The organism is Streptomyces capparidis (genome assembly GCF_054782095.1).
On sequence record NZ_BAAGTD010000033.1, the window covers coordinates 78755 to 101661 of the forward strand.

Annotated in this window: 7 protein-coding genes and 1 pseudogene; 2 read left to right on the forward strand and 6 right to left on the reverse strand. The window is 77.2% G+C overall.

The annotated features are described in order from the left end of the window. Positions 1-1339 precede the first annotated feature (1339 nt). A complete protein-coding gene (locus ACYVO2_RS24545) occupies positions 1340-2743 on the forward strand; it encodes a hypothetical protein (RefSeq protein WP_461010135.1) in 1404 nt (467 codons plus the stop codon). Between the two features lie 207 nt (positions 2744-2950). Continuing rightward, the gene (locus ACYVO2_RS24550) at positions 2951-3799 is read left to right on the forward strand and encodes an SDR family oxidoreductase (protein WP_461010136.1); all 849 of its coding nucleotides are present in this window, start codon (positions 2951-2953) and stop codon (positions 3797-3799) included. Positions 3800-3906: 107 nt separating this feature from the next. Here ACYVO2_RS24550 and ACYVO2_RS24555 read toward each other — a convergent pair whose 3' ends face one another. The 6 genes and pseudogenes from ACYVO2_RS24555 to ACYVO2_RS24580 all read right to left on the reverse strand — a co-directional run. Further along, positions 3907-6606: a DUF4132 domain-containing protein gene (locus ACYVO2_RS24555; RefSeq protein WP_461010137.1), complete on the reverse strand. Its 2700-nt coding sequence runs from the start codon at positions 6604-6606 to the stop codon at positions 3907-3909. A gap of 123 nt (positions 6607-6729) precedes the next feature. After that, entirely contained in the window at positions 6730-7536 is an 807-nt protein-coding gene (locus ACYVO2_RS24560) for a serine hydrolase domain-containing protein (protein WP_461010141.1), read from the reverse strand. Between the two features lie 27 nt (positions 7537-7563). Beyond that, positions 7564-8814 (reverse strand): serine hydrolase domain-containing protein, encoded by a 1251-nt coding sequence (locus ACYVO2_RS24565; protein ID WP_461010138.1) that lies wholly within the window; start codon positions 8812-8814, stop codon positions 7564-7566. Between the two features lie 114 nt (positions 8815-8928). After that, entirely contained in the window at positions 8929-9993 is a 1065-nt protein-coding gene (locus ACYVO2_RS24570; protein ID WP_461010139.1) for an alanine racemase, read from the reverse strand. A 188-nt stretch (positions 9994-10181) separates the two neighbouring features. Then, a pseudogene (locus tag ACYVO2_RS24575) lies at positions 10182-16334 on the reverse strand (type I polyketide synthase); the annotation flags it as partial. Positions 16335-16382: 48 nt separating this feature from the next. Then, a partial coding sequence (locus tag ACYVO2_RS24580; RefSeq protein WP_461010140.1) for an SDR family NAD(P)-dependent oxidoreductase occupies positions 16383-22907 on the reverse strand: 6525 nt, incomplete at its 5' end.

The following is a 22907-nucleotide window of genomic DNA, read 5'->3' on the forward strand; positions in this document are numbered from 1 at the left end:
GGCGGGGTGCCGGGCGGCGGCCGCGGCGTCCGGCCCCGGGTGTGCCCCGCGCGCGGCGGCCGGAGCGGCGGCCGCGGCCGCCGCTCCGGCCGCCGCGGGGTCTCCCCGGTGCCGCCCGCCCGGTCGGCGGACCGCACCCGGGATATCCGGGGAGGCACACCGGGAGTTCACTTCTCCGGCTGTATACGGCCGGACGGAGTTCGCGCGGTCGGCCCCCGCCGGGGAATGTGAAGCGCTTTCCCCGGCCGGGTCCTGTGGAAATCCCACACTGTTTCCACTGGTAACAGTGGGGGACGGACACAGGAATGTCCCGGGGGTGATCGAAACGCGGGCCCCGGGGCCCCTTCGGTATGCGCCCACCGCACCCTACTCATATGTTCGAATAACAATGCGCCTATGTCCGCGCCATGACTCGAGCGGAAAACCAGTCGCTCTCCACCGGCAATCCGGGGCGTGCGGGTAAGGGGCGCCACCCCGGCCGCCCGTGCCGGCCGTACCGCCGCACCGCGCCCGCGGCGGACGGCCCGACGCGGGCACGCACCGCCGGGGCGGGCCGTCGCCGCCGTGTTCCCTCAGCCGTTCCCGCCACCGCATCGCCGACTCCCGAGCTCTCATCGCTCTACCCGCGTCACACCGCTCCCACGTGGGGCGTTCGGCCCCAGTGCAGCGTGCGGGACGTGGGCTCCAGAAGGCGTCCGCCCGGTCAGCTTGGTCAACTTGGTCAGCTCGGCGTGTGAACACCCAGAAATGGCCAGAAATCCCCTTCACCGGCGGCGATCGGCGTCAGGCCGGGAAAACCGGACGGCCCGGGCCGGGAATCGGCGGGGAACGCGCCGACCCGACGGCGCGACACTCACCGCACCCTTCCACGGCCCCGCCGGGCCACCTCCCGGAGGGCGCCCGTTCACCTTCTCCCGGGAAGCCCGCGAATCCGCGTCACCCGCCCGGCAATTCACTCCGCACTCCGCGCGGCAGGCCCCACGGACCTCCCTTTACGCTCCTGGGGACGCGTCGTAGTATGAGCGACCGTCTTTGGCGGTGACCGCCTCCAGCACGTTTTCCGGACCGATCGGAATGATCGGCGACAGGACCACGCACGCTCGAGAGGGAGCGGGTATCCAGTGAACCGCATGCCCCGATTGCTCAAGGCAGACGCCGGAACCGCTCCCGGCGGACCCGTGCCCCTTCCCGGCCGCCACCGGCCCCTTCCCGGCCGCCGCCGCCCACTTCCCGGCCGCCGCCGACCTCGTTCCGGCCGCCACCACCGGCCATGTCCCCCGCGCTGCGCGCCGCACCCCGGCCGGGGAGGCGAGGCCGCCGGGTCCAGAGGCCGCGGTCGGTGAGCGGGGGCTCTCGGCTCGCCGACTGCCTGGCGCGCCTCACCTGGTCACCCGAGCGACTGGCCAGGGAGATCAACAGGCGGTGGGGCCCGGGAACCATCAGCAGCAAGGCCCCCTACAACTGGCTCAAGGGGTCGTGCCCCCGCGGCGGCCTGCCCCGTAAGGTCGCGGACCTGCTCACCGAGCACCTCGGCGAGCACGTCACCGTCGAGACCCTGTGGCCCAAGCACTTCACGGCGCGCCCCGCACCCGGCGCCGGGACCGCGGGCGAGGCACCGCCCGAGGGGCCGGGCACCGGCCGGGCCTCCGCCGACGCCCCGCCCCCGCACCCGGCGGCGACGCCCCCGGCCGAACACATGATCATGGCCGCGCTGGACTGGCTGGTGCACCCCGAGGCGGACCCCCCGTCACGGCGGCGCGGCGCCGAGGTGCCGCCCGAGGTGCTCGAACTGCTCGACGCCAGGCTGCACCAGTTGCGCAGGCTCGACGACGGCTGCGACAGCCCGCTGGTGCTGGACTGGACGCTGCACGACCTGCGATGGGCGCTGAGGCTGGCCACGGAGTCCGCCTACGACGAGGAGGCGGGGGTGCGGCTGCACCGGACGGTCGCCGAGCTCGCCCAGCTCGCCGGCTGGCTGGCCGCCGACGCCGGCCTGCCGGACCGGTCCCGGCACTGCTTCCTCACCGCGCTGCGCGCGGCGCGGTGCGCGGGCGACCGCCCGCTGGCCGCGTACGTCATCTCCTGCATGAGCTACCGGGCGGCGTGGGAGGGCCACGGGCAGGAGGCGCTGCGCCTGATCCACATCGCCCGCATGGGCGCGCCCCAGCGGGAGATGGGCATCGCCGGGGCGCTGCTGGCCACCCGGCAGGCCCGCGCGTACGCGAGCCTGGGCGACACGGGCGGCTGCCGCCGCGCCCTGGACGAGGCGGCGGAGCTGACACCGGACCGGCGCCCGGCCGAGGCGCCCTGGGCGTACTGGCTCACGCCCGGCGTCATGGTGGCCGACGCGGGCCGGGCCTGGCTGGAGCTGGGGAACGCCGAGCGCGCCGAACCGCTCCTCGCCCGCGGGATCGCGATGCTCGGGGACGGCCAGCCGCGCAACACGCTGCTGCACCAGGCGTCACTGGCGCACGCGCGGCTGGCCCGGCGCGACGTGGACGGCGCCGCCGCCGTCACCGAGCAGGCCCTGGCCCTGGCCGAGCGGGTCACCTCGTCCCGCGTCAACGCCCGGCTGACCGCGCTGCGCCGCCACTTCCTGCGCTACGACACCCCGGTGGCCCGCGAGGTCGCCCGGCGGACGGAGGACTTCGTGCGGGAGCACCGGGTCACCCCGCGGGCGCCGGCGCCCTGCGGCGAGGCGGCGAAGGCGTTCCACGGCCCGGCTTTCCACGGCCCGGAGTGACGCGCGTAGCACGGGGCGGCGGGCGGCCGCGGGTCCGCGCCGCCGCCGGGCCGCCGCTGGAGCCGGGCGCGAGGCCGCGTGCGCCATCCTGGCCGCACCGGCGCGACGTCCACCGCGGGCCCCGGTCGCCCCGCAGGGTCCGCGCGGCGCCGGCACCGGCGCGGCCGCCCGGCGCGCCGTTGCGGGCGGCACCGAGAGGAGAGTGCGATGTTCCTGGTGACTGGCCCGACCGGCAATGTCGGTCGGCACCTCGTTCCCGAGCTGCTGGCGGAGGGCGCGCGGGTGCGGGTGGTCGCGGAGCCGGGGGCGCCGTGGGAGCCCGCCGAGGGCGTGGAGGTCCTCGTCGGCGACCTGGCGGACCCGGACACGCAGGCCAAGGCGGTGGACGGGATCGACGGCGTGTTCCTGCTGCTGATCCCGGGAGCCGTGGCGGGTCTCGCGGGGGCGGCGCGGAGGGCGGGCGTGCGCCGGATCGTGCTGCTGTCCTCCCTGACCGCGGACGAGGCGGCGGTGGGCTTCTCGAGTCCGCTGGGCGCCGCGCACCGCGAGGCGGAGCGGGCCGTCGAGGCGTCCGGGGCCCAGTGGGCGCATCTGCGGCCGAACCTGCTGATGTCCAACGCCCTGTGGTGGGCGCCCGGGATCCGCTCCGGCGGTGTGGTGCGCTGGCCGTTCGGCGACGCCGCGACCAGCCCGGTGCACGAGCGCGACATCGCCGCGGTGGCCGCGCGGGCGCTGCTGCGGGACGAGTACGCGGGCGAGGTGCTGCCGCTGACGGGGCCGCAGTCCCTCACCCACCGCGAGCAGGCCCGGATCATCGGGGAGGTGACCGGCGCCGGGGTGCGGTACGAGGAGCTGACCGGGGACGCCGGGCACCGGGAGCTGAGCCGCCTGGTCGGGGAGGCGCCGGCGGACGCGCTGACCCGCTTCTTCGACCTGTCGGTCGGCCGCGGGGCGACGGTGCTGCCCACGGTGGAACGGGTCACCGGGCGGCCCGCCGCGACCTTCGCCCAGTGGGTGGCCGAGCACGCCGCCGAGTTCGGCGGGGCCGCCAGCTGAGGGGGCGGCGCCCGCGCGGCCCGGCCGGGGCCGGGCCGCGCGGTCCGGGGAGGGCGCGCACCGGGTGAGCGCCCTCCCCGGGGCGAGCCCTCGCCCGGCGGGCCCGGTCAGGGCGCCGGGCGGGTCAGGGCGGCGAGGTCGGCCAGGAGTTCGCAGACGGCCACCGGCCCGAGGTCGGCGAAGCGCGGCGCGTCGGGCGCGGGCCCGGCCTCGGGGAGCCGGTGGAGGCGCACCGCGCGGATCGTCTGCTCCGGGCGGTCCTGCGGCGAGCGGACGGGGATGCCCGGGTCGAGCTCGACGGCCACGCCGAGGCCGCCGGGCAGTTCCAGCAGGGCCGACGACTGCACGCCGTCCCGTGGGGCGACGCGCCGCCAGTTGCGCTGGGCGAGGCCGAGCACCCGGCCGGTGGGCACGGTCACGTCGTGGAACCGCTTGAGCTCCGCGCCGTCCCGCTCGCCGGGGGCCAGGGTGTGGACGGGCCTGTCGAGTTGCGGGAACGGCTGGAGGAGTTCGTAGTCCGCGAACACCTCCGCCCACCGGGCCGCGTCCGCCAGGTGCACCGGGTGGGCGACGCCGACGGCGGCGTCGGCGGGCAGTCGCAGCGTGTCGTCGTGCACGTCGGCGAGGGTGCGGTCCTCCGCGACGCGGAACTCGACCCGGGTCGCGCCGTGGCCGCCGGTCCACACCAGGCGCCGCGCGACGTGCCACAGCAGCGGGTGGTCGGCGAAGTGGGCGCGGAACTCGGCGAGCGGCCAGCGGTGCTCGGTCACCATCGCCCGCTCCAGGCGCCGGATCTGCTCCGCGGCGACCGCGCGCACGTCCCGCCGCAGCCCGGTGTACCTGCGGTGGGCGAGCGGCGCGAGCACCTGGTCGTCGCGGACGCCCGGCCGGGGCAGGTTCCGGCGGCGCCTGCCGTCCTCGTCGGTGACGTACGGCGTGAGGTGCTCGTCGAACCGGGCGGTGAACCGGCGCCTGCCGTAGTCGAGGGTGAGCCCGCCCAGCCGGTCCAGGCCGAAGCCGGGCACCAGTCCCTCGGCGAACTTCTCCGGGGGAAGTCCGCGGTCGGCGGCGAGCCGCTCCAGGCGCTGCCACGCGGCCTTGCGCACGCTCTCGTGCTCCGTCCGCCGCGCCGTCCCGGCCAGGTGCATCAGCGCGACCTCGCTGCCGATGGCGACCAGCGCGTCGAGTCCGGCGACGGCCTTGCGGTAGTGGCCCCGGCGCGGCCAGGAGCGGATGAGCGGGGTGAGGCGGCGCGCCGTCTCGTCGCCGCCCAGCCGGCCCAGGGCGGCCAGCGCCCAGGCCGGTTCCTGGCCCGTCTGCCGGAACAGCGCCCACCCGAAGTCGTCCAGGGACACCGGGTCGCACACCCGCCGCACCTCGTCGATGCCCGCCCGGGCGCCGCCGCTGCCGCCGTCCGGGCCCGCCCCGGCCGCGGCGAGCAGCGCCACCAGGTTCCGGACGGCCGCGACCGGCAGCGCCTGCCGCCGCCCGTGCAGCAGCACCGGCGGCAGCAGGTGGACGTCCACCTCGGCGGCCTCGGCGGCGGCGCTGTCCGGGACGGCGGGCGGCCCGGACAGCGGGCGGGGCACCGCGTCCGGCGGCGCCTCGTCCACCGCTCCCGTGGCGCGCGCGGCCTTGGCCATCGCCCGCCGCGCGGGTTCGGGCAGCCCCGGCGCCACCCGCTCGGCCGACTCCGGGTGGGCCCGCAGGTGCTCCCGCAGCAGCCTGCCGGTCAGCCGGGCCTTCCGCGAGGCGCCCACGGCGGCGCCGGCCAGCAGCCGCAGCGCCCGCTCCGGGAACCGCCGCATCGCCTCGAGCAGCGGCTCGTGCACGCCCGGCTGGTCGACGCGGGTGAGCAGCGCCCGGAACGCGTCGTCACCCGGCATCGCGGCGAGCACCTCGCACACGGCCCGGCGCTCCGCGGGCGCGCACCCGCCGCGCTCGTCCAGCAGCGCGAGCAGCGTCGGGGTGAGCGCGGGGCCGACGCCCTCGGCCACGGTGTGCGGGGACCGGGCGATCGTCAGCCAGGCGTCCTGCTGCCGCTCGCGCAGCAGCGCGAGGTGCCCGGGGGAGCCGAGCGCGCACGGCAGCATCGGCGAGAGCCTGGCGAACCGCGCGGTCAGCGGGGTGGCGAGCAGCTCCTCCACCCACTCCGTGCGGCCGGGCACCAGGTAGGACACCACCACGCGCTGGTACTGGGTGGCTCGGTGGTCCGCGAGCGCCGCCGCGGCCTGCCGGTGGACCTCCTCGTCGGCGCACGCCAGCAGTTCCCTGCACCGGTGGGCGGCGCCCTCGATGTCCTCGAACCCGGAGGCGGAGCAGTCGTCGCCGAGCTCCTTGACCCAGCGCACGGCGCTCCTGCGGGAGGAGCCGGAGGACAGGTACTGCACCAGGACGCGGCTGAGCTCCGCGGTGGCCCGGGCCGCGAAGACCAGGCCGTGCCGCTCGGCCCAGGCGTCGGTGAAGCTCTCGCACCTCACCTCCGCCCACCCCGAGATCGAGGTGATCAGCGCCGCCACCACGGCCGCGCCCAGCGGGTCGGGCTCCCCGCCGAGGTGGGCGCGGGCCGCCCGCGCCATCTCCGCGTCGCTGCGCTTGTGCTCCAGCGCCGCGTCCACCTCGGGCCGGATCCCCTCCAGCCTGCGCCGCACGGCCGCGCCCGCCCGCGGGTCGATCCCCGTCGCCGGGCCGGGTGTCCCGCCGCGGCGCGGGTGCACCCGGTCCCGCCAGGCGTCGGGGACGGAGAAGGAGTCCTCCTCCCCCACCGCTGGGCTTTCGGCATGGCGCTGCTCCTCGGGCTGCTTCATCTCGCTCCCCGCTCGATGTTCAACTTCGTGGAACGGCACGCTAGTTGAGCGATCCGACAGCGGACGCGCGGGGCCGGGGCGGCGAGGCCGCTCACGGCCCGGGCGCGCACAGCGCCCTGTCGATCAGGGCTCGGTGCGCCGCATCTCGTCCGGTTGGGCGGGGCGCGGCAGCCGCCCGGTGAGCAGCGCGGTCGGGAAGCGGTTGACGTCGCGGGGCGTGGTGACCAGGTCCCCGGCCGCGTCGGCCCCGGTGCCGTTGAACAGCGTGGTGTCGGTCCAGGCGCCGCCGCCGTCCTCCGCGAACCGGTGGTGGCCGCGCGTGTGCGGGGCGGGCGGCGTGGGGTCGTCGCCCGGCAGGGAGGTGCCGGTCAGCCGCAGCGGCCGGATGATCCGGTCGCGCACCTCGGCGCGCCAGGTGCGCCCGGTGACCCGTTCGATCACCATCCCGGCGAGGACGTAGTCGGTGTTGGAGTGGCGGTGGGCCGTGCCGGGCGGGAAGTCCGGGGGGTGGCGTACCGACGCGGCCACCAGTTCCTCGGCGGTGTAGTGCCGGAAGCGGTGCCGGTGGTAGCGCCGCGCGGAGTGCACGGCCGGGAACAGGTCGCGGTCGCGGGTGCAGTTGTACCCGCCGCTGGTGTGCTGGAGCAGGTGCCGGACGGTGATCCGGCCGCCGTCGTTGCCGTTGCCGCGCACCACGCCGGGCAGCCACCGCTCGACGGTGTCGTCCAGGGAGAGCCCGCCGTCGCCCACCAGTCGCAGCAGCACGGTCGCGACGAGCGGCTTCGCCGTGCTGCCCGCCCGGTGGTGGTCGCCGGGGCGGGCCGGGCGGCCGGTGCGCCGGTCCGCCGTGCCGCTGCGGGCGGTGGTGGTGCCGGTGGGGGTGTCCGGGACGGCGGTGCCGCTGCCGCGAGGGCGGCGAGGAGCCCGCAGGCCGCGGCCGCGTCACCGTTCGCCGCGTCACCGGGCACCGTCGCACAGGGCGCGGTCCACCAGGGAGCGGACGGTCCGCTCGGCCCGCAGCAGTTGCTCGTCACCGCCCCCGGTGCCGTTGGCGACGACGACGACCGAGCGCCGCCCGTCCTCGCTGACGCCGGGCCGCACCGTGAACCCCTCCAGGTCCCCTCCGTGGCCCCAACTGTCGCCGCCGCAGGTCAGCGGCTGCTGCATCAGTCCCAGGCCGTAGCGGAGCCCGGGGAAGCCCAGTTGGAAGTCCTCGCCGACGGACACCGTCCGGCGCATCTCCGCGAGTTGGGCCGGGGGCAGCAGACGGCCGCCGAGCAGCGCGGTGAAGAAGCGGTCCACGTCGCGTTCGGTGCCGACGAGGGCGCCGGCCGCGCCCGCCCAGGACAGGTTCCTGGCCGTGGTGTCCGTGCGGGTGGCAGAGCCGGGGAACAGGTGGTAGGTGTGCGCGTGCGGCGGCTCGAGGTACGGGTCGTCGCCGGGGTCGTGGGTGCCGGTCAGGCCGAGCGGGCGGATGATGCGGTCGTGCACCTCCTCGGCCCAGGGCCGCCCGGTGGCCTTCTCGATGATCATTCCGGCGAGGATGTAGCCGGGGTTGGAGTAGTTCCAGTCGGGCTCGGGGTCGTCGGCCGGGGCGGGCGGGAAGTCCGGCCGGTGCCGCATCGCGCCGGCGACCATCCGCTCGGGGTCGACGTGGTCGAACCTGGTCCGCTCGAAGTCGGCGGCGGTGTCCCCGTTGTCCTCCTCGAGCCCGTAGTTGTGGATGCCGCTGGTGTGCTGGAGCAGGTTCCGGACGGTGACGCGGCCGCCGTCGTTGCCGTTGCCGCTGACCACGCCGGGCAGCCACCGCTCGACGGTGTCGTCCAGGGAGAGCCTGCCCTCGGCGACGAGTTGCAGCACCACGGTGGCCACGAACGCCTTGGTGACGCTGCCGACCCTGAGGTTCGCCCCGTGCGGCACGGGGCGGCCGGTGCCCAGCTCCGCCTCGCCGGCGCGGGCGTGGATCGTGCGGTTCCCGTCGCGCACCCGCACCGTGACGCCGACGAACCCGCCCTCCTTCAGGACACGGGCCGCCTCGCGCCGCAGTTCCCGTGCGGTGAGCGGGCCGTCGGCGGAGGCCGCGGTGTCCGCGTCCGCCGGCTGCGGGGCGGCGGACGCACCGGAGACCAGGGCCGTGGACGCGACGGCGGCGGCGAGCACGGCGGCGGTGGCCAGCCGGGCCCGCGGGGTCTTCGCTGTTGCCTTCATGCCCCGGAACTCTGCCGCGGCGGGCCGGCCGCGCCCATGGCGGCAGCCTCCGGAGCGGAGGTGGGGACAGCCCCACGGCCGTGGTCGGGCCGACCGGTAGGGGGTGTGTCCGGGTCAACCCGCGGCGGTGGGGCGGGACGCCGCCGGGGCGTGGTCGGCTACGCGGTCGGCCCGGGTCGTGGTGTAGCGCACCAGGGCCCGCAGGGTCTCCCCCGGGCGCGGCGGCGGCACCGGCGCGGGCACGAACAGGACCGACTCGTGGGTGTGCGGCGGTTCGGCGAACGCGCACCTGCCGCCCGCGTGCAGGTACGGGGACAGGTGCCGGCCCGCGGCGGCGCGGACGGCCCCCCTCAGGTGCCGCAGGCGGGGCCGGACGCCGCCGAGGGTCCGCGGCGCCCACAGCCCTATGCCGTGCGCGGTGCCGCCCGACACCACCACCAGGTGGCCGTCGGCGCGGGCCCGCCGCTGCCGTTCGCCGAAGCGCTCCCCCGCGGCGACGGGCGCCACGGCCAGCACGTCGGCGCGGTACTCGGACACCCCGCGCCCGCCCAGCCACAGCCGGGTGCCGACGCGGAGCCGGAACTCGGTGCCGGGGAAGCGCTCGCGGAGGGCGGCCAGGTCGGCCGCCGACAGGTGGGACAGGAACAGGGTGCGCGGCGGAAGCCCGGCCGCGCGCAGGCGGCCGATCCACGCGGCGACCTCGTCCGCGGCGCCGGTACCGTCCGCCCGGTCGAGCGGCAGGTGGAGGGAGAAGCCCTCGCAGCGCAGCTCCCGGACGGCGTCCCGGAGCGCGGGCAGGTCGTGCTCCGGCACACCGTGGCGGCGCATGGAGGACATCAGCTTCACCACGACGCGGGCTCCCGCGAGGCGGCGGGCCTCGGCCACGCCGGACACCGTCCTGATCACGCGGTCCGGCAGCGGAAGCGGCCCCTCGTCCCGATGCGGCGGGGTCAGCACGAGCAGGTCGCCGCCGAAGACGCCTCGGACCTCGGCGGCCTCGTACGCGGTGCCGACGGCGAGGAGGTCCGCCCCCAGGCGCCCGGCCTCCCGGGCCAGGCGCGGCAGGCCGAAGCCGTAGCCGTTGCCCTTGCACACCGGCACCAGGCCGGGCAGCTCCCGCAGGACGGACTCCTGGTGCTCCCGCCAGCGGGCGGTGTCCACGCGGAGGGTGAGGGCCATTCCCGTTCGCCGTCCTTCACGTCGTCTCGTCGTCCTCGGCTCCCGGCGGCGGGCGCCGGGCCCGGCCCGCCGGTCACGGTCACGGCTCACGTTCTACGACAGCGGCGGCACGCACGGCAAAACGGGCCACCGCCCCGCCCGGCGCCCGTGCCGTGCGGGGCGGTGCCGTGCGGGGCGGTGGCCCGCCGTCAGACCTCCCGCTCCCGGAGCCAGTCGCGGACCGACGCCGCGGCCGCGTCGGCGTGCTCCTCCAGCATGGTCCAGTGGTCCCCCGGCACCTCCACGGCGGTGTGCGGCAGTTGCCAGGAGGCCCGCAGGCCGCCGCCCGAGCCGTCGCCCCCGGGCAGGGGCCGGGCCGCCCGCACGAAGAGGGTGGGCGCCTGGATCGGCGCCGGCTGCCACTCGGAGAAGAGGCGGAAGTAGCCGCCCATCCCGGTCAGCCGGGAGAAGTCGAGGCCGCCCACGACCTCCTCCCGCTCCAGCATGCTGGTGACGAACACCTCGCCGAAGCCCTGGACGGCGTCGTTGCCGGGCAGGAACGTGTCCAGCAGCACCACCGCGGCGGGGGCCGTGCCCGCGCTCTCCAGGTGGGCGGCGGCGGCGTGCGCGAGCCAGCCGCCGGAGGAGTGGCCGACCAGGACGAACGGCGCCCCGCCGGCGCACTCCCGCACCAGCTCGGCCTGGTGTGCGACGACGGCCTCCACGGACGCGGGCAGCGGCTCACCGTCGGCGAACCCCGGCGGCACCAGCGCGGTGACGCGGTGGGTGTCCCGGAGCGCCGCGGCGAACCGCGCGTACTGGTGGGCGCTGGACAGGGCGACCGGGGCCGCGAAGCAGACCAGCGCGGTGCCCCCCGGGGCGGCGGACATCCGCACCGGCGCCGGGGCGGGCGCGGCGCGGTCGCCGGTGCCGAACGCGGGGCGGATGCGGGAGGCCGCCATCAGCAGCCCCACGCCGTCGGCGTACTGCCCGGCCCGGCACGCCTGCCGGAACAGCGCTTCGACGCCGTGCGCCGCCTCGGGCGCCGCGGGGCTCCGCGGAGTGTCCCGGTCCGCGGCGGCGGTGAGCCGCTCCCACAGCAGCGCGGCGACCGCGCCCGGTGTGGGCTGCTCGAAGGTGAGCGCGGCGGGCAGCCGCAGCCCGGTGCTCGCGGTCAGCCGGTTGCGCAGCTCGATGGCGCCCAGCGAGTCCAGGCCCAGCTCGGCGAAGGGCTGCTCGGGGTCCACCGCGTCACCGGAGGCGTACCCGAGCACGGTGGCGAGGGTGCCGCGCACCCCCTCGTCCAGCAGGCGCAGGCCCTCGGCGCGCGGCAGGTCCGCCAGGCGCCGCCGCAGCGCTTCCGGGTCCGCCGCGGGGGCCGCGGTCCCGGTGCGCGCCGGGGTGCCGAGCAGTCCGCGGAGCAGCGGCTGCGCCCGCCCGGCCGCCGCCCGGTCGCGCAGCCCGGCGAGGTCGAGCCGGGCGGGCACCAGGACGGCCGGGCCGCCCGCGACCGCGGCGTCGAACAGGGCGAGCCCTTCCTCGTCGGACAGCGCGCCGAGACCGGACCGCCGGATGCGCCGCAGCCCGGCCTCGCCGAGCCGCCCGGTCATCTCGCTGCCGTGCTCCCACACCCCCCAGGCCAGGGACACCGCCGGTCGGCCGTGCGCCGCGCGGTGCCGGGCCAGGGCGTCGAGGAACGCGTTGGCCGCGGCGTAGCCGGCCTGCCCGGCCGCGCCCAGGGTGCCCGCCACGGAGGAGAACAGCGCGAACAGCGGCAGGTCCAGGTCGGCGGTCAGCTCGTGCAGGTGCCACGCCCCGTCCACCTTGGGCCGCAGCACCGCGGCCAGCCGGTCCGGGGACAGCGCGTCGATCAGCCCGTCGTCGACCACGCCGGCGGCGTGCACCACCCCGGTCAGCGGGCGGTCGGCGGGTATCTCCCGCAGCAGTCCCGCCAGCGCCTCCCGGTCCGCGGTGTCCACCGCGGCGACGCGCACCCGGGCGCCCAGCGCGGCCAGTTCCGCGACCAGCTCGGCGGCGCCCGGCGCGTCCTCGCCCCGGCGGCTGGTGAGCACCAGGTGCCGCACCCCGCGCCCGGTGACCAGGTGCCGGGCCAGCAGCCCGCCGAGCGCCCCCGTCCCGCCGGTGATCAGCACGGTGCCGTCCGCCTCCGGCGCCCGGTCCGCCGCCCGGCCGGGCACGGCGGCCCGGACCAGCGCGGGCACGTGGAGGCGTCCGCGCCGCAGCGCCATCTGGGGTTCGTCCGAGGCGAGCGCCGACGGGAGCGCGGCGCAGCAGTCCGCGTCGTCGCCGGGCAGGTCGAGCAGCACGAACCGCCCGGGGTGCTCGGCCTGCGCCGAGCGGACCAGGCCCCAGGCGGTGGCCGCCGCGACGTCCACGGCGGCCCCGTCCGGGCCCGCGGCGCCGTCGGTCACCACCACCAGGCGCGACGACGCGAGGCGGTCGTCCGCGAGCCAGCCGCGCAGCAGCTCCAGCACGCTCCGGGCCACCTCGTGCGCGGCCCCGGCGGGACCGGTGTCGCCGGCGCCGCCCGCCACGCGGTGCAGCACCGTCTCCGGCACGGCGTCCCCCGAGGCCAGCAGCTCCGCCAGGTCCCCGTACCCGGCGGCCTCGACGCCCGCGACCTCCCACGCCTTGTGCAGCCCCGCGGCGTGCGCACCGCCCAGCACGGCCACCCGGCCGGCGGCGGCCGCGGCCACGGGCGGCAGCGGCACCGGGGCCCAGTCCACCCGGTACAGCGACCGGTGCCCGCCGCCGCGCAGCCCGCCCTCGGTGACCGGGCGCAGCAGCAGCGACTCCACCGTGGCCACCGGCCCGCCCGCGGGGTCGGCGGCGTCCAGCGTCACCGCGCCGGGCCCGGCCGGGGCGAGCCGCACCCGCAGCGCCGCGGCGCCGCCGCCGTGCAGGCCGACCCCGGTCCAGGAGTACGGCAGCCGGGCCTCGCCGGTGTCCGCCACCAGGCCGCCCAGGTTCATCGCCTGCAACGCCGCGTCCAGCAGCGCCGGGTGGACCGCGAACCCGCCGGCCGCGCCGCCCGGCAGCGCCACCTCGGCGAACACCTCGTCACCGCGCCGCCAGGCGGCCCGCAGCCCCTGGAACACCGGGCCGTAGCCGAACCCGGCGTCGGCCAGCCGCTCGTACAGGCCGTCGAGGTCCACCGGCGCGGCCCCGGTGGGCGGCCACGCCTCGGGCGCCCAGCCCGGCCGGGCCCCGCCCGCCGCGAGGGCACCCTCGGCGTTCAGCGTCCACGCCTCGCCGCCCGGCGCCAGCGGGTCCCGGGAGTACACCCGGACCGGGTGCCTGCCGTCCCCGTCCGCGGGTCCCGCCGTCACGTGCACGGCGACGCCGCCCTTCTCCGGCAGCACCAGCGGGGCGTGCAGGGTCAGCTCCGCCACCAGGCGGCAGCCCAGGTGCTCACCGGCCCTGAGCGCCAGCTCCACGAAGGCGGTGGCCGGGAGCAGCGCGAGGCCCGCGACCCGGTGGTCGGCGAGCCACGGCTGCTGCTCCAGCGACAGCCGGCCGCTGAGCAGCACTCCCCCGGAGTCGGGCAGCTCGACGGCGGCCCCGAGCAGCGGGTGCCCCGCCGCCGCGAGACCGGCGAACTCCACATGGCCCTCGGGGACCCCGGCGTCCAGCCAGTAGCGGCGGCGCTGGAAGGCGTAGGTGGGCAGGTCGGTGAGCACGGCGCCCCGGCCCGCGAAGAACCGGTCCCAGTCCACGGGGACACCGCGGACGTGGGCCCCGGCGACGGCGGTGGTCACCGTGCGCGCTTCGGGGCGGCCCGCCCGCAGCGTCGGCACACAGACGGCGTCCCCCGGGAGGACCTCCTGCGCCATCGCGGAGAGCACACCGTCCGGGCCGAGTTCGACGAAGGTGGTCACGCCTTGATCGGCGAGCGTACGCACACCGTCGGCGAACCGGACCGCCTCGCGGACGTGCCGCACCCAGTACTCCGCCGAGCACACCTCGTCCGAGACCAGGCCGCCGGTGAGGTTCGACACCAGCGGGATACGCGGGGCCTCGTACGACAACCCCTCGGCCACCTGCCGGAACTCGTCCAGCATCGGCTCCATCAACGGCGAGTGGAACGCGTGCGAGACCGTGAGTCGCTTGGTCTTGCGGCCCTGCGCCTGGAAGACGGCGGCGACCTCAAGCACCGCCCGCTCCTCACCGGAGACGACCACCGACGACGGCCCGTTGACAGCCGCGATCGACACCCCACCCGACAGAACAGCGCTCACCTCGGCCTCGGTGGCCTGCACCGCCACCATCGCCCCACCGGAGGGCAACGCCTGCATCAACCGACCACGCGCAGCCACCAGAGCGCACGCGTCGTCCAACGACAGCACACCGGCCACGTGAGCCGCCGCCAACTCACCGATGGAGTGCCCCGCCAGATAATCCGGCACCACACCCCACGACTCGAAGAGGCGGAACAGCGCCACCTCAAGCGCGAACAACCCCGCCTGAGCGAACACCGTCCGATCCAGCAGCTCCCCGTCCCCGCCGAACACCACCTCACGCAACGGCCGGTCCAACCGCCCGTCCATCCGGGCACACACCGCGTCGAACGCCTCCGCGAACACCGGGAACGCCTCATACAGCTCCCGGCCCATCCCGATCCGCTGCGCCCCCTGCCCCGTGAACAGCAGCGCGAGTGCGGGTCGTCGGGGTGGGGTGCCGCGGACCACTGCGGCTGTGTCGCGGCCTTCGGCCAGTGCGGTGAGGGCGGCCGTGAACTCGGTGCGGTCCGCCGCCACCACCGCCGCGCGGTGCTCGTGCGGGGTCCGCGTGGTGGCGAGGGACAGGCCGATGTCGGCGGTGCCGGCGCCGGGGTTGGCGTGGATGTGGTCCAGGAGGCGCCGGGCCTGGTGGCGCAGCGCGTCCTGCGACTTGCCGGAGAGGACCCACGGCACCACGGGGGACGTGACGGTGGGCGCGGGCCCGGCGGCGGGCTTCGGCGGCGGGGCCTGCTCCACGATCGCGTGGGCGTTGGTGCCGCTGATGCCGAAGGAGGACACCGCGGCCCGGCGCGGGCGCCCCGTGTCGGGCCACTCCCGCGCCTCGGTGAGCAGTTCCACCGCGCCCGCGGACCAGTCGATGCGGGGCGAGGGCCGGTCCGCGTGCAGGGTGCGCGGCAGCACGCCGTGCCGTATGGCCATCACCATCTTGATCACCCCGGCGACACCGGCGGCGGCCTGGGTGTGGCCGATGTTGGTCTTGAGCGAACCGAGCCACAGCGGCCGGGTGGTGTCCCGGCCCTGGCCGTAGGTGGCCAGCAGGGCCTGGGCCTCGATCGGGTCGCCGAGGGTGGTGCCGGTGCCGTGGGCCTCGGCCGCGTCGATCTCGTCGGCCGAGAGCCGGGCGTCGGCGAGCGCCTGCCGGATCACCCGCTGCTGCGCGGGGCCGTTGGGCGCGGTGAGGCCGTTGGACGCGCCGTCCTGGTTGACGGCGGTGCCCCGGATCACGGCGAGCACTCGGTGCCCGTTGCGCCGGGCGTCCGTGAGGCGTTCCAGCAGCAGCATGCCGGCGCCCTCGGCGAGCCCCGTGCCGTCGGCGGACGCGGCGAACGCCTTGCACCGGCCGTCCGGGGACAGGCCGCGCTGGCGGGCGAAGCCCACCAGCAGTCCTGGGGAGGACATCACGGTGGCGCCGCCGGCCAAGGCCAGGGTGCAGTCTCCGGCCTGGAGCGCCCGGACGGCCAGGTGGAGGGCCACCAGGGACGACGAGCAGGCGGTGTCCACGGTCACGGCCGGGCCTTCCAGGCCGAGGGTGTAGGCCACCCGGCCGGAGGCGATGCTGCCCGTGTTGCCGTTGCCGAGGTGCCCGGCGACGTCCTCGGGCACGGAGTGCAGGCGGGCGGCGTAGTCCTGGTACATGACCCCGGCGAAGACGCCGGTCCTGCTGCCCTTGAGCGACGTCGGGTCGATGCCGGCCCGTTCCACGGCCTCCCACGAGGTCTCCAGCAGCAGGCGGTGCTGCGGGTCCATGGCGAGGGCCTCGCGGGGCGGGATCCCGAACGGCGCGGGGTCGAAGTCCGCGGCGTCGTGGAGGAAGCCGCCCTCCCGGGTGTAGGTGGTGCCGGGGTGGTCGGGGTCGGGGTGGTACAGCCGTTCCAGGTCCCAGCCGCGGTCCTCGGGGAAGCCCGAGATCGCGTCGGTGCCCCCGGCGACCAGCCGCCACAGGTCCTCGGGGGAGGCCACCCCGCCGGGGTAGCGGCAGGCCATGCCGACGACGGCGACGGCCTCCCGCTCCCCGGTCTCCAGCTCCCGCAGGCGCGCCCGCGTCTCCTTCAGTTCGGCCGTGGCCCGGCGGAGGTAGCCGAGGAGCTTCTCCTCGTCGGTCATCGGTTCATCGCTCCTCGGTAGGTGTCGGGTTCGCCGCGCATGCCGTCACGCCCCTTCGTTCCGGCCGGACCCGCCGGGCTCGCCGGGTTCGCCGAGGTCGCCCAGTTCGCCGTCTAGGATGTCGAACAGCTCGTCCGCGGTCGCGGTGGCGAGGTCGGGGGCGGCCCCGGTGGTGCCGGTGCCGCCGGTGCCGCCGGTCTCGCCGCGGAACCGGCCCCACTTGGCCAGCAGGGTCTGGAGCCGCACGGTGACCTGCTCGTAGGCGGCGTCGTCCGGGGCGATGTCGGCGAGTCCTTCGGGGGTGACGGCGGACAGGGCCGACTCGACGCGGTCGAGCTCGGCGAGCAGCGGCGCGGACCGCGCGGGCTCGTCGAGGCCGAGTTCGCCGAGCAGTCGCGCGGCCAGGGCCCCCGGTGTGGGGTGGTCGAAGACCAGCGTGGCGGGCAGCCGCACTCCGGTGGCCCGGATGAGGCGGTTGCGGAACTCGACGGCGGTCAGCGAGTCGAAGCCGAGTTCCTTGAACGCCTGCTCGGCCTCGATGCCGTCCGGTTCGGCGTGTCCGAGGACGGCGGCGGCCTGGTCGCGGACCAGGTCGAGCAGCGTCCCGCGGCGGTCGGCCGCGGGCAGGCGCAGCAGCCTCTCCCGCAGCGTGGCGCCGTCGGCCGCCCCGGTCCTGGCGGCGCGGCGCGCCGGGACGCGGACGAGGTCCCGCAGCAGCGGCGGCACCGCACCGCCGGCCGAGGCCAGGTCCAGGTGGACCGGGACGAGCAGGGCGTCGTCCCGGGCGGACGCGGTGTCCAGCAGGGCCAGGCCCTCGGCGGCGGACAGGCCCGCCACCCCGGACCTGGCCAGCCGCCGCACGTCCGCGTCGCCGAGGCCGTCGTTCATGCCGCTGGTGATGCCGGTCTCGTCGGCCCACAGCCCCCACGCCAGCGAGGTGGCCGGCAGGCCCTGGGCGCGGCGCCGGTGCGCCAGGCCGTCGAGGAAGGCGTTGGCCGCCGCGTAGTTGCCCTGCCCGGCCGCGCCGAACACGCCGGCGGCCGAGGAGAACAGCACGAAGGCCGTCAGGTCCCGGTCCCGGGTGAGTTCGTGCAGGTGCCAGGCCGCGTCCACCTTGGGGCGCAGCACCCGGTCCACGCGTTCGGGGGTCAGGGAGCCCAGCACCCCGTCGTCGAGGACGCCCGCGGTGTGCACGACCGCGGTCAGCGGGCGGTCCGCCGGGATCTGTCCGAGCAGTTCGGCCAGGGCGTCCCGGTCGGCGGCGTCGCAGGCGGCGATGCGGACGTCGGCGCCGAGCGCGGTCAGCTCGGCGGCGAGTTCGGCGGCGCCCTCGGCGCGCGGGCCGCGCCTGCTGGTCAGCAGCAGGCTGCGGACACCGCGCGTGGTGACCAGGTGCCGGGCGACGAGGCTGCCGAGGACACCGGTGCCGCCTGTGATCAGGACGGTGCCGCGGTCCGCGGGGGCGCCGTCCGCGGGGGCGCCGTCGGTGCCGGGCGGCGGGGTGTCCGCCGCGGCGGCGACCCGGGCCAGGCGCGGGGCGTGCACGGCGCCGCGCCGCACGGCGAGCTGGGGTTCGCCGGTGGCGAGCGCCGCCCGCAGCAGGTGCGGGTCCGGGGCCAGGTCGTCCAGATCGAGCAGGACGAACCGGTCCGGGTTCTCGGTCTGCGCCGTCCTGAGCAGGCCCCAGGCGGCGGCTCCGGCCAGGTCCGGCACGGTGTCGCCGTCGGCCGCGGCCACCGCGCCGCGGGTCACCACGACCAGGCGGGAGTCGGCGAACCGGTCGTCGGCCGGCCAGCTCTGCGCCAGGGCCAGCGCCTCGTGGACGGTGCGGCGCACCGCGTCCGGGGACGGGTCGGTGCCCGCCGCGCACACCAGCACCGTCTCGGGCAGCGGGTGGCCGGCCGCGGCGGCTTCGCCGAGGGAGGCCAGGTCCGGGTGGGCGCCGAGCGGGTTTCCCGCGGCCTTCATGGCGTCGCCGAGCCCGAACGCGTCGTGGCCCAGCAGGGCCCAGGAGCCTTCGGGGGCGGCGCCGGGTGAGGCCGGTGCGGGCAGGGCGGTCCAGTTCAGGCGGTACAGGCTGTCGTGGTGCCCGCCGTGGGCCCGCAGTCGGTCCGCCGAGACGGGCCGCAGCACCAGGGACTCCACCGAGGCGACCGGTTCGCCCGAGGTGTCGGCCACGAGCAGGGACACCGCGTCCGGGCCCGCGGGCGAGATCCGCACCCGCAGCGCCGAGGCGCCCGCCGCGTGCAGCGTGACCCCGGACCAGGAGAACGGCAGCCGGATCGGGCCGGGCCCGGTCAGCATCCCGCCCGCGCCGATCGCGTGCAGCGCCGCGTCGAGCAGCGCCGGGTGGACGCCGAACTCCCCGGCGGCGCGCTCCGCCTCCTCGGGCAGCGCCACCTCGGCCACCACGTCGTCGCCGACCCGCCAGGCGGCGCGCAGGCCCTGGAAGTGCGGGCCGTAGTCGATGCCCGTCAGCGAGAAGCGCTCGTACATGTCGTCGACGGGGACGGGCTCGGCGCCCGCGGGGGGCCACTCGGTCAGACCGTCCGGGGCCGCCGCGGCGCCGCCTGCCAGCAGGCCGCGGGCGTGGCGGGTCCACGGGTCGGCCTCGGCGGCGTCGGCGGGCCTGGAGTGGACGCTCAGGGGGCGGCGGCCGGTGTCGTCGGCGTCCCCGACGGTGAGCTGGAGCTGGAGCGCGCCGCGTTCGGGCAGCACCAGGAGGGCCTCCAGGGTGAGTTCCTCGACCCGGTCGCAGCCGACCTGGTCGCCGGCCCTGACGGCCAGCTCGAGGAACGCGGTTCCGGGCAGCAGCACCGCCCCGGCGACGGTGTGGTCGGCCAGCCACGGGTGCGTGTCGAGGGCGAGCCTGCCGGTGAGCAGCAGCCCGCCGGTCTCCGGCAGGGGCAGGGCGGCGCCGAGCAGCGGGTGGCCGGCGGCGCTGAGCCCGGCGGACGCCACGTCGCCGGTGCCGCCGGGCCGCACCCGCGGCCAGTAGCGCTGGTTCTGGAAGGCGTAGGTGGGCAGTTGCACCGTCCGGGCCGGGGCGCCGCCGAGCACCTCCCGCCAGTCCACCGGCAGGCCGCCGGTGTGGGCCTCGGCCAGCGAGGCCAGGAAGCGGGCCCGCCCTCCTTCGTCGCGGCGCAGCGACCCGACGACGACCGCGTCGACTCCTGCCTGCTCCACCGTCTGCTGCACGCCGACGGTCAGCACCGGGTGCGGGCTGGACTCCACGAACACGCGGAAGCCCTCGTCCAGCAGTTGCCGCACGGCCGGTTCGAACAGCACGGGGCTGCGCATGTTGCGGTACCAGTACTCCGCGTCCAGCTCGGCGGTGTCCACGGCCGTGCCGGTCACCGTCGAGTAGAACGGCACACCGCCCGGCCGGGGGGCCACCGGGGCGAGCAGGTCGAGCAGTTCCTCCCGCAGCGGCTCGACGGCCGGGGAGTGGCTGGGCACGGTCGCGGGGATGATCCTGGCCCGCACGCCGTCGGCCTCGCAGGCGGCGACGAACTCGGCGAGCGCCGCGTCGTCACCGGCCACGGTCACCACGGAGGGCCCGTTGACCCCGGCCAGCGACACCCGGTCGCCCCACGGGGCGATCCGCTCGGCGGCCTCGTCGGCGGGCAGCATCAGGGAGGCGACGCCGCCCTTGCCGACCAGCCTCCGGGCCAGCACGACGCTGCGGAGCGCCACCACCCGCGCCGCGTCCTCCAGGGTGAGCGCGCCCGCCACGCAGGCGGCGGCGACCTCGCCCTGGGACTGCCCGACCACGGCGGCGGGCCGCACGCCGTGGGAGCGCCACAGCTCGGCCAGGGACACCATCACGGAGAACAGCACCGGCTGGATCACCTCGATGCGGTCCAGGCCCGGCGCGCCGGGCGTGCCGCGCAGCACGTCGAGGACCGACCAGTCCAGGTGGGCGGAGAGCGCCGCCGCGCACTCGGCCATCCGCTCGGCGAACACGGGCGAGGTGTCCAGCAGCTCCACGCCCATGCCGGCCCACTGCGAGCCCTGCCCCGGGAAGACGATCACCGCGTCGCGCCGCGCCCCGGTCAGGGGCGCGCCGGTCACGAGGCCGGGCAGTTCGCGGCCGTCCGCGAGCGCGTCGAGCCGGTCGAGGAACTCCCGCCGGTCGCCGCCGAGCAGCACCGCGCGGTGGTCGAAGGCGGTGCGGGTGGTGAGCAGGGAGTGGGCCACGTCCCGGGGAGCGAGGTCCGGGCGCTCCGCCAGGTGCGTGCGCAGCCGGGCGGCCTGGGCGCGCAGGCCAGCCGCGGTCCTGGCGGACAGCAGCCACGGCAGCGTCGAGGACACCGGCTGGGGCGCGGTGCCGTCCGCGGCCGGGACGGGTTCCTCCGCGGCCGCCGGCTCCGACTCGGGCACCTGCTCGATGATGGTGTGCGCGTTGGTGCCGCTGATCCCGAACGAGGACACAGCCGCCCGGCGCGGGCGGCCCACCTCGGGCCACTGCCGCTCCTCCGTCAGCAGCTCGACCGCGCCCGCGGACCAGTCGATCTGCGACGACGGCTCGTCCACGTGCAGGGTGCGCGGCAGCACCCCGTGCCGCATCGCCATCACCATCTTGATCACACCGGCCACCCCGGCCGCGGCCTGCGAGTGCCCGATGTTCGACTTGATGGAGCCCAGCCACAGCGGACGTCCCTCGGGGCGGTCCTGCCCGTAGGTGGCCAGCAGCGCCTGCGCCTCGATGGGGTCGCCGAGCCGGGTGCCGGTGCCGTGCGCCTCGACCACGTCGATGTCCGCCGTGGTCAGACCCGCGCTCCCGAGCGCCTGCCGGATCACCCGCTGCTGCGAAGGACCGTTCGGCGCCGTCAGGCCGTTCGACGCGCCGTCCTGGTTCACCGCCGAGCCCCGCACCACCGCCAGCACCGGGTGGCCGTTGCGCCGGGCGTCGGACAGCCGCTCCACCAGCAGCATGCCGATGCCCTCGCCCCAGCCCGTGCCGTTGGCCGAGTCGGAGAACGCCTTGCACCGCCCGTCGGGGGACAGCGCCCGCTGCCGGGAGAACTCGATGAACGTGCCCGGGGTGGACATCACGGTCACCCCGCCGGCCAGGGCCATGTCGCACTCCCCCGACCGCAGCGCCTGCGCGGCCAGGTGCAGCGCCACCAGCGACGACGAGCACGCCGTGTCCACCGTCACCGCGGGGCCCTCGAACCCGAAGGTGTAGGCCACCCGGCCCGAGGCGATGCTGCCGGCGCTGCCGTTGGCGCTGTAGCCCTCGATGTCCTCGCTGGGCGCCTGCTGCACGATCGCGCTGTAGTCGTGGTAGATCAGCCCGGCGAACACACCGGTCCTGCTGCCCTTGAGCGACGTCGGGTCGATGCCCGCCCGCTCGACGGCCTCCCACGAGGTCTGGAGCAGCAGCCGCTGCTGCGGGTCCATCGTCATCGCCTCGCGCGGGCTGATCCCGAAGAACGCCGGGTCGAACTCGGCGGCGTCGTACAGGAACCCGCCCTCGTTGGTGTACGAGGTTCCGGGCCGGGACAGCTCCGGGTCGTACAGGCCGTCCACGTCCCAGCCGCGGTCGGTGGGGAACCCGTCGATCGCGTCCGCACCCGACGCCACCAGGCGCCACAGCCCCTCGGGGGAGTTCACCCCGCCCGGGTAGCGGCAGGCCATGCCGACGATCGCGATGGGCTCGTCGTCCCGCGGCGCGGCCACCGCCGCCGGTGCCGGCGCCGCCGCGTCGGCGGCGCCGACCAGCTCGTCCCGCAGATGACGGGCCAGCGTGACCGGCGCGGGGTAGTCGAAGACCAGGGTCGCGGGCAGCCGCAGCCCCGTGGCCTTGCCCACCCGGTTGCGCAGCTCGACCGCGGTCAGCGAGTCGAACCCGGCCTCCCGGAAGGCCAGCTCGGGATCGACCTCGTCCGCGGAGACGTGGCCGAGCACCGCCGCGACATGGGTGCGCAGCATCCCGAGCAGCACGGCCTCCTGCTCCGCCGGGTCGAGCCCCGCCAGTCGCCGCGCCCACCCCTGCTCCGGGGTCGCGGCCTCGGCGTCGGCCGTGCGCCGCGGGGTGCGGACGAGCCCGCGGAGGATCGCGGGCACCGCCGAGGCGTCCACCCGCTCACCGGCCGCGGACAGGTCCAGCCGGACGGGCACGAGCGCGGCCTCGTCCAGCCCGCCGGCCAGGTCGAACAGCGCCATGCCGTCGGCCGGGGACAGGGCGGCCATGCCGGACCGGCTCAACCTGCGCCGGTCCGCCTCGCCCAGCGTGTCGGCCATGCCGCTGACCTCCGCCCACGGGCCCCAGGCGAGGGACTGGGCGGGCAGGCCGGAGGCGCGGCGGTGCGCGGCGAGCGCGTCGAGGAAGGCGTTGCCCGCGGCGTAGTTGGCCTGCCCGGCGCCGCCCAGCACACCGGCGACGGAGGAGAACAGGACGAACGCCGACAGGTTCAGGCCCTCGGTCAGCTCGTGGAGGTTCCACGCCCCGTCCACCTTCGGGCGCAGGACGGCGGCGAGCCGCTCCGGGGTCAGGGACTCCACGACGCCGTCGTCCAGCACACCGGCGGCGTGGACCACCCCCGTGAGCGCGGGAATGCCCGC

Coding starts and splice junctions, on each gene's coding strand:
- ACYVO2_RS24565 (WP_461010138.1), bottom strand. CDS start 8,814: ATGAAGGCAACAGCGAAGACCCCGCGGGCCCGGCTGGCCACCGCCGCC.
- ACYVO2_RS24555 (WP_461010137.1), bottom strand. CDS start 6,606: ATGAAGCAGCCCGAGGAGCAGCGCCATGCCGAAAGCCCAGCGGTGGGG.
- ACYVO2_RS24570 (WP_461010139.1), bottom strand. CDS start 9,993: ATGGCCCTCACCCTCCGCGTGGACACCGCCCGCTGGCGGGAGCACCAG.
- ACYVO2_RS24550 (WP_461010136.1), top strand. CDS start 2,951: ATGTTCCTGGTGACTGGCCCGACCGGCAATGTCGGTCGGCACCTCGTT.